The organism is Microbacterium sp. NPDC087589, assembly GCF_044743635.1.
GTDB lineage: Bacteria > Actinomycetota > Actinomycetes > Actinomycetales > Microbacteriaceae > Microbacterium.
The window spans coordinates 1-15,970 of sequence record NZ_JBIUWV010000002.1 but is presented as its reverse complement, the minus strand read 5'-3'; the positions used below and the strand labels follow the sequence as shown (position 1 = coordinate 15,970).

Below are 15,970 nucleotides of genomic sequence, written 5' to 3'. Positions count from 1 at the left end.
GGAGCATCTCCTCAGCTCGCCGCTGTTCCGAACGCGTGCAGGTCGAGCTCGGCGCTCAGCGCGTCGCACGCCACTCTGCCGCGCACGCTCGTCCCTTGCTCGTCCAGCGGCGGACTGACGGCTGCCGCACCGAGCCTTCCAGGCGCCGAGAGCACGATCGCGCCGGACACGCTCGATTTCGCGGGGATGCCGATCTCGCGCATCCACCGCCCGGAGCCGTCGTACACGCCACAGGTCGCCATGACAGAGACGACGTCGCGCGCCACGCTCTGCGGGACGACACGCTCCCCCGACACCGGGTTCACTCCCCCGCAGGCGAGAGTCGCGCCCATGACAGCGAGTGCCTCCGCGTCGACCAGCACCGCGCACGCCCGCGCATAGACGGCGACGGCGTCGTCGGCGCTGAGATGCAGGGTCCCCTCTGCCCGCATGAGGTGGGCGAGCGCATGGTTGCGGTCACCGAGCAAGTGCTCGTTCCGTGCGACGCTCTCATCGACCTCGAGGCTGCGCCCCGCGAAGGCCGACAGCCCTCGGAGGATCCGCTCGTCGCGCTCTTCCACGTTCTCTCCGTCGACGAGCGACGCCGTCAGCAGCGCGCCCGCGTTGACCATCGGGTTCGGCGGACGGCCTGTCCCGCTCTCGAGCTTGATCGCGTCGAAGGCCTCCCCTGTCGGTTCGATGCCGACGAGGTCGAGCGCCTCACCCTGGGTGTCGAGCAGGGCCAGAGCGAAGAGGAACGGCTTGACCGCTGACTGCACGCTGAACGGCACCGCCGCCTGAGCGCTGGTGCGGATCGTCCCGTCCGGCAGCACCAGCGCCAGCGCGCACAGGTCGTCGTCGGCATCGGCCAGTTCGGGGATGCTGTCATCCACCGCTCCGCCCTGCTCGTGCATGACCCGCCGCCGCAGATCGTCGAGGTCATAGCTGCGCGCGTCTGGTCTCATTCGTCCACAGTGACACGTGTCGTGCGGAAAGGAGAGAACGGTCGGTGGGGTTGACTTGCTGCGGACGGCTCCGCCTCCGCAGATGAGTCGCGCAGCCTACCGAAGACGCGTGGCATCCTGGCGCTGCAGCCAGCTCAGGATCGCGGCGTTGAGCTCCTCCGGCTTCTCTTGCTGGATCCAGTGCCCGCAGTCCAGCTCGACCACCTCCACATCCGGCACGAACTCGGCCAGCGTCTCGGATTTCTGCACCATGTCCCGATCGCCGTAGATCATGAGGGCGGGCTGACGGATGATCGGATCCGCGTCGGCAAGAAGATGCCAGTTGCGGTCGAGGTTCCGATACCAGTTCACACTGGCGGTGAACCCCGACGTGTCGAACGCGGCCACCAGGACGGCCAGCTCCTCGTCGCTCATGACAGGATCGCCGAGTGGTGCCTCCGCTCTGGCGAGGGTGATCAGCGCCATGCCCGGCTGCGGCTGCTGGGGTGGCTCGTTCTTGCGGTACAGGTTGCGGAGAAACCGGAAGGTGTTCTCCTCGAACACCGCGTCTGCGACACCGGGCTGGCGGTTGAAGTGCACGAAGTAGAAATCTTCACCGAGCACGGCTTGCATCCACTCGATCCACGGAGTGTCTCCGCGCTCCTGGTACGGCAAGCTCAGGTTGATGACGCGGTTGACGCGGTTCGGATGCAGCAGTGTCAGCCCCCAGACGACCATGGCGCCCCAGTCATGACCGACGAAGGTGGCCTCGTCGTATCCGTAGTGATCGAGGAGCGCGACGAGGTCGCCGGACAGATGCTCGATGTCGTAGTCGGTGACCTCGGTCGGCCGGGATGAGTTTCCGTACCCGCGCTGGTTCGGGACGATCACGTGGTAGCCCGCTGCGACGAGAGCAGGCACCTGATGGCGCCACGACGAGGCGTGACCCGGCCATCCGTGGCACAGCACGATGGGGTTGCCGGCGTTCTGCCGCCCGGCCTCGAAGACCTCGAGTTCTACGCCGTTGACGGGGATGCGGGTGGGTTCGGGAAACTGGGACGGATTCACGGATGCTCCTCTGAGATCGGCGCCGATCGCGGATGCGGACCGGCGGTTGCTCAGACCGTACGGAGCATTCTGGACACCGGGTGTCCTAGATCGTTGGCATGCTCGAGACATGCGAACCGATGCCACAGGGAGAGCACTGCAACTGTTGTCGCTGCTGCAGACCCATCGCTTCTGGCCCTGCGCCGAGCTGGCGGCCCGGCTAGACGTCACGGAGCGAACCGTGCGACGCGACCTCGACCGACTCCGCGACCTCGGATATCCGGTCGATTCCACGTCGGGGAGGTACGGCGGTTACCGTCTCGCGACCGGCACACACGTGCCTCCTCTGATCCTCGACGATGAGGAGGCCGTCGCGGTGTCCATCGGGCTACGCCATGCGGCGGAGGCTGCCATCAGCGGCATCGAAGAGACATCTCTGCGCGCGCTGATGAAGATCGAATCGCTCCTGCCCCATCGGCTGCGCCGCCGTGTCTCGGCGCTGCACTCGAGCGTCGTCTCTTTGCGACGGGCGGTCGACGGCGGCGTCATCGATCCCGAATCGCTCAGCGTGTTCGCCGCGGCGTGTCGTGACAACGAGGACGTGCGATTCGACTATCGGCGAGGCGACGACGAGACGAGCAGGCGACTCGTCGAGCCGCACCAGCTCGTCGCCGCCGGAAGTCGTTGGTACCTCGTGGCCTGGGACAGGCATCGAGATGATTGGCGGACGTTCCGGCTGGACCGGATCGAGGAACCGCGGCAGGTCGGCAGCCATTTCACGCCCCGCGAGATCCCGGGCGGGGACGCAGCAGACTTCGTCGCACGGTCGCTGGGCGCCACCGCACGCCTTCACGATGCGCAACTCGTCATCGCGGCACCGCTCGCAGAGCTCGACGGGGTCCTGCGGTGGGTCGACCACACGCTGATAGAGGTGGACGCAGACCGATGCGTCGTGCAGATTCGCAGCGAGGACCTCGGCCGGCTCGCCATGGCTGTTGCAGAGATCGCGCTCACCGCTCCGGTGAGCGTCCTCGAGCCGGCCGAGCTCGTCGACCTGATCGGACGGCTCGGCGCTCATCTGACGACTCCGGCCGTCACCTAGATCGGGCTGTCTTCAGCGGGGATAACATTATCAACCCGCACTCGGCTCGATAATGTTACCCCCGCCTGATCCGCCGGATGACGGGACGATCTGCTCGTCTCTCCCGACGCCCAGCGCGCTTGTTACTGAATGCCCTCCTTCACGAGGCGCCACTGCTGGCAGGTCGCGCCCGTCGGGCCCCATTGCTGAGCGACTGCGCCGTCAGCGGTCGAACATCCGTCGATCTCGAGCAGCTTTCCGCTGTTCGCATTGGTGAATGTCCACCACCCTCCCGTCGTTGCGGCGTTCCAGTTCTGTGTCGCCGAGCCGGTAGACCCCCATTGGACAGCATCCACGCCGTCAGCGGTCGCTGCCGAGGGGATCTCGAGCAGCTTTCCGCTGTTGACGTTGACCAACTGCGTCGAGGCGCCTGACGGGCGCAGGTTCCACCGCTGGGTGGCGTTGTTCGTCGAGCCCCACTGACCGGCGGCGGCACCGTCGGTGGTCAGCGCACTCAGCACTTCGAGGAGCTTGCCGCTGTTGCGGTTGACGACCTGGAACTGCGGGTCCAGCGCCGTGCTGCGGTAGAGATGTATCGCATCGAGCTCGGCGAAGTTGGTGCCCTTGGTGAAGCGGATGGTGTTGGTTCCCGCGTTCAGGGTCACACTCTTCTGCGCCCAGGCATAGCGACCCCAATCGACCGTCGCGGGGTAGCTGATCGACGAGGCCGTGCCTCCGTTGACGCTGACGTTGTGCGTCGCGGCTGATCCGAATCCGTTGTCGTATCGCGCGTTCAGCGTGAAGGTGCCGGCAGCGGGAACGCGAACCGTGAACTGCACGTAGCTGCCTGCGTTATTGATGTTGCCGATCTTCTGCCCGTTGCTCGCCTGAGGATGCGTGACGACGGCCGCGTCGCTGACGGTGGCCCTCTCGGCCTCGTACTGCTGAGCATCGAGCGGAATCGACCCGACGCGCACGTCGTTGAGGTCGGTCACCGTGTTCTCGACATTCGTCGCCTGGTACAGCGTGCGGCCGTCGGCGCTGACGTCGATGCCCTGAGCGAAACCGCTGAAATTGCCAGCCTGGGTGTCGGTCGCGTCATAGGTCACTGCCATCGGCAGCCGCTCCCACGGGCCGGCACCGAGGTTGTAGTTGACGTAGAAGTTCTGACCTCCGTCGATCGCACCGGATGCGGTCAGCGACCACTTCGATGCGACAATCAGCATGCCCTTGGGGCCACCCGACGGCACCCATTTCACGTACGGCGACGAACCGATGCCTCGTCCATCGGCGAGCTGGATCGGTGTGCCGATGCTCGATGTCGTGCCCCAGTTGAGCCCGTCGTTCGAGATCTTGAAGTAGACCGGCGCGGTGTTCTGGCTCTGACTCGGCCGGTTCACGACCTCGAACGTGGCGATGTAGCGGCCGTCCGGCAGCTTCGCCACGGTGATCATCCCGGGACGATCGCTCTGGTTCGTCGGCGCCGAGACGTTCACCAGCGAACCCCAGGTCTGACCGCCGTCGGTGGAACGCCGATAGGACACCGCCTGCAGCACGCCGTTCGCCTTCTGCCGCTCGTCGGAGTAGTAAGCGACGAGACCGCCGCTTCCGTCGATGGCGAGCGACGGCTCCCACACGGTCGTGGTCGTGGAGGAGGGAGAGGGATCATAGACGGCGGGGCCGCCCGAGTCGATGGTGCTGAGGAAGCTCCATGTCGATCCACGGTCGGTGCTCTTGTAGACGACGAGCTTGCTGCTCGACCGGTCCTCCGGCATGATCATGCCGGTGAAGAGGATGGTGCCGGCAGCCAGGTTCCCGGTCGCCTGCGTGACCTCGAACAGGAACGGCTGCGCGGTGCGTGTGAACGTGGGGAATGTCGCGCTCGGGTTGATGTCGGCGACCTTGGTCCACGACGATCCGTCATTGGTGCTGCGGTAGATCGGGTACACCTGCACCCCGTTCTGGAGAACCAACTGGTCGAACGTCACGAGCTGCGTCCCGTTGTTCGATCCGTTGTTCTTCAGCACGATGATCTTCGCGTAGGTGGTGCCGGCGGGGGTTCCGCCTTCGGGGTTGAACGATGAGCCGGCGGCCGGCGAATAGACCAGCGCACCGTTTCCGGTCGTCACAGCGGATGCCGCGCTCGGGACGATCACGGCGGCCACGACCAGGGCGAGACCGGCGATGGCGGCCGCCAGCCTCTGGGCTTTTCGGCCGCGCGCTACTTGGGAATCTTGCATGTTCTCCTGCTCCTCAGTTTCTCCGGGGGGCGAGAGCGTGCGCGCGCCCACGTAGCGCGTGCCCTTGCACTCAATGTGGTGATGCAAGCCTCGACACTGCAGGTTCTGCAACGTTGTAGAGACCCGCGGCAACCGTATGGGGCGCATGAGCCCGCGTCAAGCATCTGTTTCTTGATCGCATGGCGTCCGGGGTCGCAGGGGAAACGTTGTAGAGTGCGCAGAATGAAAGCTGGGTCAGAGACGACGGCGACTCTGCACGACGTCGCACGGGCGGCGGGCGTGTCGATCAAGACCGTCTCGAACGTCATCAACGGCTATCCGCACATACGCCCTGAGACGCGTGAGCGGGTCGAGAAGGCGATCGACCAGCTGCACTATCAGCCCAACCGCGCAGCGCGCAGCCTGCGCTCCGGTCGCACCGACATGATCGGGCTGATCGTGCCAGATCTGCGCAACCCCTACTTCGCCGAGCTCGCCGACGATGTCATGCGGGCCGCGCGCGAGCGCGGGTTCTCGGTGCTCATCGAGCAGTTCGACCTCGATCGCGAGAGCGAACTCGCCGCGTTGCGCGACGCTCACCTTCGCGGGCTCGACGGGATCCTGCATTCGGTGCTGACCCTCGAGCAGGGCGATGCCGCGCTGCTCGAACGCGTGCCCGTGCCGATGGTGCTGCTGGGCGAGCGACTCTTCGACTCGTCGCGCGATCACGTGACGATGCGCAACACCGAGGGCGCGCAGGCCGCCACCGCTCATCTGCTCGGGCTGGGCCGCCGACGCATCCTCGCACTCGGTTCGCACCCCAGTGAGGAGTTCGGCTCCCCGGGCCTCCGCCTTGAGGGGTACGCCGATGCACTCGCTGCCGCCGGGGTCCCCCTCGACGACAGCCTCGTGGTTCCGGTGGACCTCTGGCATCGGGCCGACGGAGCCGATGCGATGCGCGCCGTGCTCGACGCCGGAGTGCAGTTCGACGGCATCGTCGCCTTCAACGACTCCCTCGCACTCGGTGCGCTGCGGGTCCTCCTCGAACGCGGCGTGCGTGTTCCGGAGGACGTGGCCGTGATCGGCTTCGACGACCTCGACGAGACGCGCTACAGCCTTCCGGCCCTCTCGACGATCAACCCCGGGCGGTCCGAGATCGCCCGCACCGCAGTGGATCTTCTCGTCGCGCGCATAGGCGGAGCGGATGCCGGGCCTCCCCGCGAGGTCTTCACCGACTTCTCGCTCGTCGAGCGCGAGTCGACCGCCGCCGCTCGCTAGTCGAACAGTCCCCCTCTTGACATCGCCCCGTGGAGGCGCGATCATCCATTTACAACGTTTACCTCCATCGTTGTAAACCCGAGCACAACGGCACCCGAGCCGACCTGACACCGCAGTCACAGAAGGGCATCGAAGATGATGATGAGACGAACCATGATGGCCGTCGCCGCGGCGAGCGCGACAGCGCTCGCCCTGGCCGGTTGCTCCGCCCCCGCGGACGACGACCCCGAAGGGCCCACCACCCTCACGTTCTGGCACGGATACACCGAAGCCGACGGTGAGGTCCTCGACCAGATCGTGGCCGACTTCAACGAGTCGCAAGACGATTACGTCATCGAGACGGAGACCAAGACGTGGGCGGTCATCGATGACACACTGCTGCCGGCGCTGTCATCGGACGAGGGCCCGGACATCGTCGCGATGCCCGCAGAGCGGATGCCGGTGTACGCCGATCGCGGAGCCTTCGTCGACCTGACCGACTTCTACGCCTCGGACGACAGCAACACCGCCGAGCTCGCCGAGCAGTCGGTCGACATGGTCACCGTCGACGGCACGCCCTACGGAGTGCCGACCGGCTTCGTGCCGCTCTCGGTGTTCTACAACAAGGCGCTGTTCACCGCCGCGGGCATCGACGAGTTCCCCACCACATGGGACGAATGGGTGGATGCCGCAAAGGCACTCACCGTCGATGAGGACGGCGACGGAACCCCTGAGCAGTACGGCCTCGCGCTTCCCGATCACGCGACCGTCGCGAACGGACTGTGGCCGAGCCTGCTGCTCAGCGGCGGTGGCGGAATCGTCGACGGATCGACGGACGCCGTCATCGACTCGAGCGAGAACGCCGAGTCGATCGCCTACTGGGTCGACGCCATCACGAACGACAAGATCTCCCCCACGGGCCTCGACGGCATCGGGGCAGACGAGCTCTTCAGCTCCGGCAAGGCGTCGATGCACGTGGGTGGGCCGTGGATGTCGTTCATCTCGGCCGACAACGACATCGACTACGGCATCGCGGCGATCCCCGCCGGTCCGGAAGACCAGGCGGCATCCGCCATCGGGGTGTCCATGGGCATCACCGAGCAGGCCGACGACGCCCAGGTCGCTGGTGCCGAGGCGTTCTTCTCCTACTTCTTCCAGGAGGACGTCGCCACGGAGTGGTCTCTCGCGTCGGGGTGGCCCCCGTTGCGCACCGACATCCCCCTCGAGTCGGTCGAGTCGAACCCGGTCGTCGTGTCGCTGACCGAGATCGCGCCGACCGGCCGCGCGCTGCTTCCCGGTGTGGTCAACAGCGTCGACGTGCTCGCGGCCATCGACACTCTCACTCAGAAGGCCGTCGCGGGAGGCGACATCGACGAGCTGCTCTCCGCCGCCCAGAGCGAGATCCAGCAGGCCATCAAGTGATTCCGCTCGCGGGAGGGGCGCCCACGTCGCCCCTCCCGCGTCCTTCTTCGAGAAAGCAACGCCGATGACGACGCAGGCCGCCGCGCCCCCCGCCCGCCGTTCCTATCGCCCACCCGCACCACTGGGTGGGCGCACTCCCCTCCGTCGCAGCAACAGGTACCGCCTGACGGTGATCGCGTTCCTCCTTCCGGCGATCATCATCCTCACCGTGTTCGTCGCGTGGCCGATGCTCTCCGCCCTGCGACTGTCGTTCACCGACGCGAGCGGCTTCGGCGACGAGGAGTGGGTCGGGCTGCAGAACTACATCGACGTCTTCACCGACTCCGGCGTGCTCAGCGCGATGGGAAACACTGCGGTGTACTCGCTCCTGTTCACCCCCGTCGTCGTGGTGATCGCGTTGGTCTTCGCCCTGCTGCTGAACAACCGGCTCCTCCCAGGGCGCGGCGCCTTCCGCACCATGCTGTTCCTGCCGTTCATCGTCTCTTTGGCCGTCGCCGCGTTCGCGTGGTCGTACCTCCTCGACCCGCAGATCGGCCTCCTCAACTACTGGCTGCGCGGCTTCGGCATCCAGCTCGGCAATGTGCTGCAGGATCCGGTGCTTGCCATGCCGACCGTGGTGCTCGTCGCCGTCTGGAAGAGCTTCGGGTTCTACATGGTGATCTTCCTCGCCGGGCTCCAAGACATCCCCGGCAGTCTCTACGAAGCCGCCCGAGTCGACGGCGCGACCGCCTGGCAGCGGTTCCGAAGCATCACCCTGCCGATGCTCAGCAGCTCGCTCGGCTTCGTGCTCATCGTCGCGCTCATCGCCGCACTGCAGGCGTTCGATCAGATCTACGTCATGACCGGCGGCGGCCCCTACGGCAGCACGCAGACGATCGTCATGGAGATCTACGAGTCGGGCTTCCGCAAGCTCGAGCTCGGGTTCGCATCGGCGCTGTCGTACGTCCTGCTGCTCGTCACTCTCGTGCTGAGCCTCGCGCAGTTCCTCTTCTTCTCGCGCCGAGAGGCGGATGCCTCGTGACCGCGCTCACGTCTCCGAGCATCACGCGTCGATCGCCGCACGCGACGCGGCGCCGTCTCGCCTCCATCGCTCTGCTGGTCGTCGCGGCTGCGGCGACGCTCGCGGTGATGCTGCCGATCCTCATCATCGTGTTCACCGCCTTCAAGCCGGTGTCCGAGGTGAATGCGTACCCACCCACGCTCCTGCCGAGCGCGTGGACCCTCGACAACTTCACGAGGATCTTCACCGAGCTGCCGTTCGCACAGCTGATCCTGAACAGCTTCGTGTTCGCCGGCGGGGTCACCCTGTTCGCGCTGGTCTTCGACTCGCTCGCGGCCTACGCGCTCGCCCGACTCGACTTCCGAGGCAGCAAGGTGCTGCTCATCGCGATCATCGCGAGTCTGATGATCCCGTTCCAGGCGACCCTGATCCCGATCTACCAGCTCGTCTCCGACCTCGGGTGGGTCAACTCCTACGCCGGGCTCATCGCGCCCCGTGCTGCGGACGCATTCGGCATCTTCTTCCTGCGGCAGTTCTTCCTGTCGCTGCCGCGCGACCTCGACAACGCCGCGCGCATCGACGGGGCGAGCGAATTCCGCATCTTCCGCAGCGTCGTGCTGCCGAACGCGGTGCCCGCTCTGCTCACCCTCGGGATCTACATCTTCGTGAACAACTGGAACGACCTCCTGTGGCCGCTGGTGTTCACGACGGATGCCGAGATGGGCACCGTCACGTCGGGGCTCACCCTGTTGACCGGACCAGGCGGCATCATCCCTCAGGGCGTCATGATGGCGGGCTCGCTCATCGCCGTGCTGCCGCTCGCCATCGTCTTCCTGCTCATCCAGCGACGCTTCGTCGAAAGCATCGCCTCCACCGGACTGAAGTGACATCGATATGACCTGGTACCGCGACGGCCTGCTGCACTTCGGCCTCGGAATCGAGAACACCTTCATCCCCCAAGAACGGCCCGGCGAACGGGCGATCGACGAGTACGCCCTCACCGAGCACTACGACCAGTGGAGCGATGACCTAGGTCTCGCCGCCTCGGTCGGTGCGGAGTTCATGCGCTGGGGCATCCCCTGGCACGTCGTCTCGCCCGAACGCAACCAGTGGGACTGGTCGTGGACCGATCGGGTGATGGACCGCTTCGGAGAGCTCGGCATCCGCCCCATCGTCGACATCCTGCACTACGGCACCCCGCTGTGGATCGACGACCAGTTCGCGCATCCCGACTACCCGCAGCACGTCGCGGAGTACGCGGCGAGGGCGGCAGAGCGCTACCGAGACGTCGCCACCGACTACACCCCCGTGAACGAGCCGATGCTGCACTCTCTGTTCAGCGGCGAGTACGCCTACTGGCCGCCGTACCGGCGGGGAACCGCAGGTCTGGTCGAGATCTCGACGGCCATCGCGAAGGGGTTCGTGCTCACTCAGCGCGCGATCGCCGACGTGCTGGGCGACCGGGCGACGTTCGTCCACGTCGACGCATCCATGCGCTACGCCGGAGACGTCGACGCGCCCGAGCACTGGGAGACCGCGCGGCGCTACGCGCATCAGGGCTTCCTGGTCGAGGATCTCGTCACCGGCAAGGTCGACGATCGGCATCCGCTCTGCTCGCTTCTGCGCTCACGCGGCGCCTCGCCTGAGCTCCTCCAGTGGTTCCGCGACAACGCCGTGCAGCCCGACGTGATGGGCGTGAACTACTACCCCCGACACTCGACCGAGCTGTTCGAGGCGGGCGTGCACCACCGTGGCGGATTCGCCGACCCGCGGCCGACGCGCGACGACGGGGTGAATGGCTTGAAAGAGATGCTGCGACGCTACGCCGAGCGCTACGGCGCACCGGTCATGCTCGCCGAGACCTGCGTGACCGATGACGCCGAGACACGCATCGCCTGGATGGACGCCTCGGTGAGCGCGGTGGAGCAGCTCCGCGCCGAAGGCACGGATGTGGTCGGGTACACGTGGTGGCCGCTCTTCGACATGTACGAATGGACCTACCGCCACAGCACCGCACCCCGCGCGGATCACCTGCTCAGTATGGGCCTGTTCGATCTGGTCGAGACTCCCGGGACGCTGCAGCGGGTGCGCAATCCGGTCGCCGACCGGTTCGCCGCTCACGCACGCAGGCGCATGCGTCCCGAGTACGCGCAGGCCGAAGAGGGCATTCGACGGGCAACGACGTAGGTCATCTCGACCCGATTGGCCGGACGACGCGACGATCTGCCCGCCGCTCCCTCTCGGCGATGATCGCGCACGCCAGCGCCGTGAGGAACGTGATCATCGCGAGGCCCCATGCGACGATCGCGAACTGCACCGGGAGCACCATCGACGTCAGAAGAAGCGCCACACCCACAAGGGGAAGGGCGACGGTGAAGCGCTGCGCGAGGGTCTGGGGCATCGTCGTCTCTCTGATCGGCCGCACTGGATACGAGAAGGCATCACCTTGGTGAAGCCCTCTCTCCATGGTGTCCACCGCAATCGCGACCGATCAAGCCAGCGGGGTCATTCGTAGCCCCAGGGCTACGACTCCGCCGGGCTGTTCAGCTTCGTGCGCGACCGGCCTGTCGCCAGATGAAGTAGTTCATGAACCAGAAGACGGCGTTGATCACCACAACGAAGATCATCGCCCCCGACATGGGCCAGACGCCCATGGCCAGGAGTATGACCTCGAGGACCACGATCGGTCCCACGACGATCGTCGCGAAAACTGCGGGGCTTATTCGTCTCTTCGTCATCATTGGCAACTGAATCCCGTCGGTCCCACCAAGGGGTAAATGCGCATCTCACGGTTGTTGGGGCATCGGCGCCGCCTGTAACGAGCGGATGGATGCCAGCACTGCCCCCGCCGCCGGTGGCCAGGCCTGTCGGGTAGGTGATCGTTGCACCCTGAGTCAACGAGAAGCTCACCACTGTTCCGGTCAGGCATGGCCTCAGGGCTAGAGATCGTCGCTCATCATCCCGAAGGTGCCACCGTCTGCCGACCACCCGCGCTCGTCAGAGGCTGATGACGCCGAGTTCCGTCGCTCGGAGAACGATCTGAAGACGGTTCTCTACGCCCCACAGCTGGTTGATGCGGCGGATGTCTGCCTTCACCGTGCCCTCGGCGTAGTGGAGCTCCTCGGCGATCTCGGCGTTGGAGAGCCCCCTCGCGATCAGTTCGACGATCTGCATCTCCCGCTCGCTCAGCCCAGGCGCCTCGAGGGTACGGCTGTCACCTGTTTCGATTGCGGCGCGAACGAATCGATCTTGCACCTCAGGTGAGACGACACGGTCTCCGGCGTGGGCAGCGACGACGGCATCGATGATCTGCTTCGGGGTCGAGTTCTTGACCAGGTATCCGCAGGCGCCCGCGCGCAAGACCTCGAGCGCACGCCACTCGGTGGTGAAGGTCGTCAGAGCTACGACGCGACAGTGAGGGTTCGACTCGAGGATGAGCCGGGTCGCTTCCACCCCGCCGATGTCGCGCATCTTGATGTCCATCAGCACGACGTCGGGATTCGATGCTCTGCAGATCGCGAGAACCTCGGATCCGTCGGTCGCCTCGCCGACCAGCGTGACGCGGTCGTCGTCGGTGAGAAACGCACGCAGAGCATGCCGCACCAGGGCTTCGTCGTCGACGACGAGAACACGGACGACTTCGCTCACTCCCTCACGGTATCGCGGCGAGGCTGTCCGATCTCTGGCCCCAGGGCCATGATCGGGCCCCCGCGAGCGCGGTCGAGAGGGCACGTGGGACAATTTATGCGCTCGACGTCGATCCCCGGCGCTCGTATCGCGGAGTACCGACCAAGGAGACCACCGTGGGACTGATAACCACGCTCGCCGCCCAGACGTTCACCCGCATTGTCGAGACGAACGCCGACGTGGGTGGCTGGCTCTGTCAGGTCCTTGGCATCTGTGCCTGAACACGCCGCAGCCGGCTCGCACAGACGCGAGTCGGTCCTCGCATCGCGCGGTTCCATGGCGCGGATGCTGCGCTCTCGCACGTTCTGGAAGCAGAAGCTGCTACACCCGGTAGCCCGTGTTCTCCTGGTCCTGACCGTCGGCGTGCTGCTGGTCGTCGAGGTCGGGTTCATCTTCGCGGGCGGGGAGTTCACGCGGTACGACCTTCTTGCAATCGCCCTGTACGCAGGCGTCGCCGGCTTCGCTTGGCACCCGACGTCCGCTGCTTTCATCGTCATGCTGATCAGTAGCGTCGGGGTGATGTTCACCGGGAGCGCCGGAGACCTCCTCGAGCTCGCCATCGCGCTCAGCCTGGTCGCTGCGACCTGTGCGCCGTGGGTGATCGTCACGCACATCATGCTGCTGTCGGCGCTGACCGCGTACATCGCCGCCACCGGAACAGCTCTCGCCTCCGGCGGCGTCTTCGGCATAGCGGGCATCGCCGTCGTCGCTTTTCTCGCGGGGGTCGCGTTCCGACTCGTGGCTGCACGCGAGACCTTCCTCGTCGCGGAACGCGCTCGGGTCACGGAAGACCTCGAGGCGATCGCGCGGGGAGATCGGGAGCGCATCGCGGATGAGCTCCACGACGGCCTCGCACACGATCTCACGCTGATCCTGTTCCATGCCCGAGCGCTGCCTCTGCAGCCGGACGACGCGGCGCGGCAGGTGTCGCTCGCCACCATCGAGGAGTCTGCCGAGCAGGCGCTCCATAGCATTCACTCCCTGCTCTCCCTCATGCGGGACACGACGATCGAGGGCCCGAGAGTGCATCCGGCGCGATACGACGGGAACGTCGTGGAGGCGGTGTCGTCTCTCGGGGCACTCTTGCGTGATGCGGGAATCCCGACACAGATCGCGGCGCCCCTCGATGGGCTCGGTGTCTCTTCGGCGACAGGCCGAGCCCTCACGGAGACAGCGATCGAAGCTGTGACGAACATCATCAAGCACGCCCCGAAGTCGCGTTCAGCGACCATCGATCTCCGGAATCATTCCGATGTCGTCGAACTCGTCGTGAAGAACGTCGCGCCAGTCGCGCATCAGGGAAGGAAGGGTCATCTCGGAGGCCGTGGACTCGGCCGCGCCCGGCAACGCCTCACTCAGTGCGGAGGAACGCTCGAGGCCGACCGAACCGCCGACGGCTGGACGCTCAGGGCCACGGTTCCCGCGCGCACGGAGTCCATCCCCTGAGGCAGCGCACGCAGCGTAACCGGCCATCGCTCGCCTCATCTGAGGTTTCTGGTCCCGCGGCCGCCGGCGTTCGTAGCCCCAGGGCAACGAAGCCTCGATGCGCTGCTGCCGCATCCCTTGTCCCCCGAACGGCCGATACCGAAGGCTGCGGACATGCGCGAGGATGGCCTTTTCTGAGGATCGCAAGCGACAGGTGGGGCACGATGAGGGTCTCTCGATGACGGCGCCCGACCAGCCGGTGGATGAGCTGTCGGATTTCGCGGAGCTCATGGCGCACGAGCAGGAGTTCAGCGGCGATCGGATCGACCCCGTGGTGCGCAGAAGACGTCGGCGACGGGCGCTCCTCATCACCGCCGTCTGCCTCGTCGCGCTGCTGGCCGTGACCGGAGGCTACGTCGGGTGGGCACTCACGGCGCCGACGGCTGCGCCGTCAGTGACCACTCGCGCACCGCAGGTCCCGGTCGGCGACGCTGTTACCGTCCCCACGCATACGGCCGCTGCATCGGCGATCAGCATCACCGGCGCCGACGCTTATCTCGGCGAGGGGGCGAGCGGAACCTGGTCGGCGACGGGGACGGGTGAACCGCTTCCAATCGCGAGCATCACCAAGCTCATCACCGCCCTCGTCATCCTCGATGCGGCGCCGCTCACGTCTGCGGACGACCCCGGGCCGACCATCACGTTCGGCAAGGCCGATCATGATCTGTACGACGAGTACTACGTGCGGGGTGCCACCATCGCTCCGATGCCCACCGGCGCCTCGATGTCGCTGCGCGATGCCCTGGCCGCGATGCTGATCCCCTCCGCGAGCAACTACGCCGAGGCGCTGTCATCGCGGATCTTCGGCTCGCAGAGTGCATTCCTCGGCGCGACGCGCGACTGGCTCGTCTCCCACGGGCTCACCGGAACGACGATCACGGAGCCCACCGGTCTCAGTCCGCGCAACACGAGCACGCCCGCCGACCTGCTGGCCATCGCGAAGCTCGCCGCCGCACATCCGGCGATCGCGAAGATCGTCGCGACCCCGGCGATCTCGATCCCCGGCGCCGGCCCGGTGTACACCACCAACAGCCTCCTCGGCACCGCCGGCATCACCGGGTTGAAGACCGGGAACCTGGGCGCGGGCACCCACAACCTGCTGTACACGGCGACACTCGACGTGGGCGCGACCGATCCGCTCTCCGTCACCGGGGTCGTCCTCGGGGGATACTCGCACGAGTCGGTGAACGCCACGGTGGTCGCCGCACTCGACAGCATCCGCTCCGGTTTCCACCAGGTGCCCGTCGCGACCGAGGGTCAGAAGATCGGGGCCATCTCGACACCCTGGGGGTCCGCGGCCGAGATCGTCATCGGCGAGAGCGCGTCGATCCTCACCTGGTCGGACACGCCGATCGAACTGACGATGGACATCGAGACTCCACCCACGTACCGCGACGGCACGGTCGTGGGAAGCATCACCTGGACAGCCGGCCCCGACATCGTCACCGCTCCCGTGACGATCTCGGGAAGCATCGACCCGCCCAGCGAGTGGTGGCGACTCACTCACCCGTCCGAACTCGGCTCGCCGCTGGATGCCGGGGACTGAGGCTGGGTCCGAAGCGCGAGCGCCCGCTGCAGCGGCGGTCTCACACCCCCGTGTCGACTCGTGTGCTGCGGCGGCGAACCCAGAGGGCCAGCCCGCCCGCGGCGAGCACGGTCACAGAACCGGCGAGGATGTAGGGCAGTGCGCCCGTCCCCCCGGTGGTCGGAAGGGTCAACGCGGGCACATCGCGCACCGTGATGATCTGACCGGCGGCGGTCACCGCCTCGTCGCCGCCCGCGGTCACGCTCACGGTGCGGTCGGGGTTGATGGTGAACTGCACCGGGGCCGCGAGCAGGCTGAACCCGT

15 protein-coding genes are annotated in these 15,970 nt (G+C 66.5%); 8 read left to right on the top strand and 7 right to left on the bottom strand.

Features of this window, described 5'->3' with window-relative positions; translation table 11 throughout:
• Window positions 1–11: 11 nt before the first annotated feature.
• Window positions 12–944, bottom strand: a complete 933-nt coding sequence (glsA, locus tag ACIOU8_RS05970; protein ID WP_400786978.1) for a glutaminase A — start codon at window positions 942–944, stop codon at window positions 12–14.
• A 96-nt stretch (window positions 945–1,040) separates the two neighbouring features.
• The gene (locus ACIOU8_RS05965; RefSeq protein ID WP_400786975.1) at window positions 1,041–1,991 is read right to left on the bottom strand and encodes an alpha/beta fold hydrolase; all 951 of its coding nucleotides are present in this window, start codon (window positions 1,989–1,991) and stop codon (window positions 1,041–1,043) included.
• 109 nt (window positions 1,992–2,100) lie between these two features.
• Here ACIOU8_RS05965 and ACIOU8_RS05960 point away from each other — a divergent pair, with 109 nt between their 5' ends.
• Window positions 2,101–3,072 (top strand): helix-turn-helix transcriptional regulator, encoded by a 972-nt coding sequence (locus ACIOU8_RS05960; protein ID WP_400786973.1) that lies wholly within the window; start codon window positions 2,101–2,103, stop codon window positions 3,070–3,072.
• Window positions 3,073–3,194: 122 nt separating this feature from the next.
• Here the strand turns inward: ACIOU8_RS05960 and ACIOU8_RS05955 are convergent, their stop codons facing one another.
• On the bottom strand, window positions 3,195–5,291 hold the full coding sequence (locus ACIOU8_RS05955) for an RICIN domain-containing protein (protein ID WP_400786971.1): 2,097 nt from the start codon (window positions 5,289–5,291) through the stop codon (window positions 3,195–3,197).
• A gap of 222 nt (window positions 5,292–5,513) precedes the next feature.
• Here ACIOU8_RS05955 and ACIOU8_RS05950 point away from each other — a divergent pair, with 222 nt between their 5' ends.
• The 5 genes from ACIOU8_RS05950 to ACIOU8_RS05930 all read left to right on the top strand — a co-directional run bounded on the left by ACIOU8_RS05950 (window position 5,514) and on the right by ACIOU8_RS05930 (window position 11,136).
• Window positions 5,514–6,548 carry a LacI family DNA-binding transcriptional regulator gene (locus tag ACIOU8_RS05950; protein ID WP_400786969.1) on the top strand — a complete coding sequence of 345 codons (1,035 nt, stop codon included), beginning with the start codon at window positions 5,514–5,516 and terminating at the stop codon, window positions 6,546–6,548.
• Window positions 6,549–6,689: 141 nt separating this feature from the next.
• Complete coding sequence (locus ACIOU8_RS05945; protein WP_400786967.1) at window positions 6,690–7,949, top strand: ABC transporter substrate-binding protein; 1,260 nt, start codon at window positions 6,690–6,692, stop codon at window positions 7,947–7,949.
• Between the two features lie 64 nt (window positions 7,950–8,013).
• On the top strand, window positions 8,014–8,970 hold the full coding sequence (locus ACIOU8_RS05940) for a carbohydrate ABC transporter permease (protein ID WP_400786965.1): 957 nt from the start codon (window positions 8,014–8,016) through the stop codon (window positions 8,968–8,970).
• Window positions 8,967–9,836, top strand: coding sequence for a carbohydrate ABC transporter permease (locus ACIOU8_RS05935; protein ID WP_400786962.1), 870 nt, complete (start codon window positions 8,967–8,969; stop codon window positions 9,834–9,836). The genes ACIOU8_RS05940 and ACIOU8_RS05935 overlap by 4 nt, the downstream gene beginning before the upstream one ends.
• Window positions 9,837–9,843: 7 nt before the next feature.
• A complete protein-coding gene (locus ACIOU8_RS05930) occupies window positions 9,844–11,136 on the top strand; it encodes a family 1 glycosylhydrolase (protein WP_400786959.1) in 1,293 nt (430 codons plus the stop codon).
• 1 nt (window position 11,137) lies between these two features.
• Here the strand turns inward: ACIOU8_RS05930 and ACIOU8_RS05925 are convergent, their stop codons facing one another.
• The 3 genes from ACIOU8_RS05925 to ACIOU8_RS05915 form a co-directional block, all read right to left on the bottom strand.
• A complete protein-coding gene (locus ACIOU8_RS05925) occupies window positions 11,138–11,350 on the bottom strand; it encodes a hypothetical protein (protein WP_400786957.1) in 213 nt (70 codons plus the stop codon).
• 142 nt (window positions 11,351–11,492) lie between these two features.
• Window positions 11,493–11,642: a hypothetical protein gene (locus ACIOU8_RS05920; RefSeq protein WP_400786955.1), complete on the bottom strand. Its 150-nt coding sequence runs from the start codon at window positions 11,640–11,642 to the stop codon at window positions 11,493–11,495.
• A gap of 304 nt (window positions 11,643–11,946) precedes the next feature.
• A complete protein-coding gene (locus ACIOU8_RS05915) occupies window positions 11,947–12,597 on the bottom strand; it encodes a response regulator (protein WP_400786952.1) in 651 nt (216 codons plus the stop codon).
• Between the two features lie 324 nt (window positions 12,598–12,921).
• On the opposite strand from ACIOU8_RS05915, the gene ACIOU8_RS05910 reads away from it, so the two are divergent.
• Together ACIOU8_RS05910 and ACIOU8_RS05905 are read left to right on the top strand one after the other, a co-directional pair.
• Window positions 12,922–14,082 (top strand): sensor histidine kinase, encoded by a 1,161-nt coding sequence (locus tag ACIOU8_RS05910; RefSeq protein WP_400786950.1) that lies wholly within the window; start codon window positions 12,922–12,924, stop codon window positions 14,080–14,082.
• 217 nt (window positions 14,083–14,299) lie between these two features.
• Window positions 14,300–15,667, top strand: coding sequence for a D-alanyl-D-alanine carboxypeptidase family protein (locus ACIOU8_RS05905; RefSeq protein WP_400786948.1), 1,368 nt, complete (start codon window positions 14,300–14,302; stop codon window positions 15,665–15,667).
• A gap of 40 nt (window positions 15,668–15,707) precedes the next feature.
• Here the strand turns inward: ACIOU8_RS05905 and ACIOU8_RS05900 are convergent.
• Window positions 15,708–15,970: LPXTG cell wall anchor domain-containing protein (locus ACIOU8_RS05900; RefSeq protein ID WP_400786945.1), on the bottom strand; the 263-nt coding region annotated here is incomplete at its 5' end.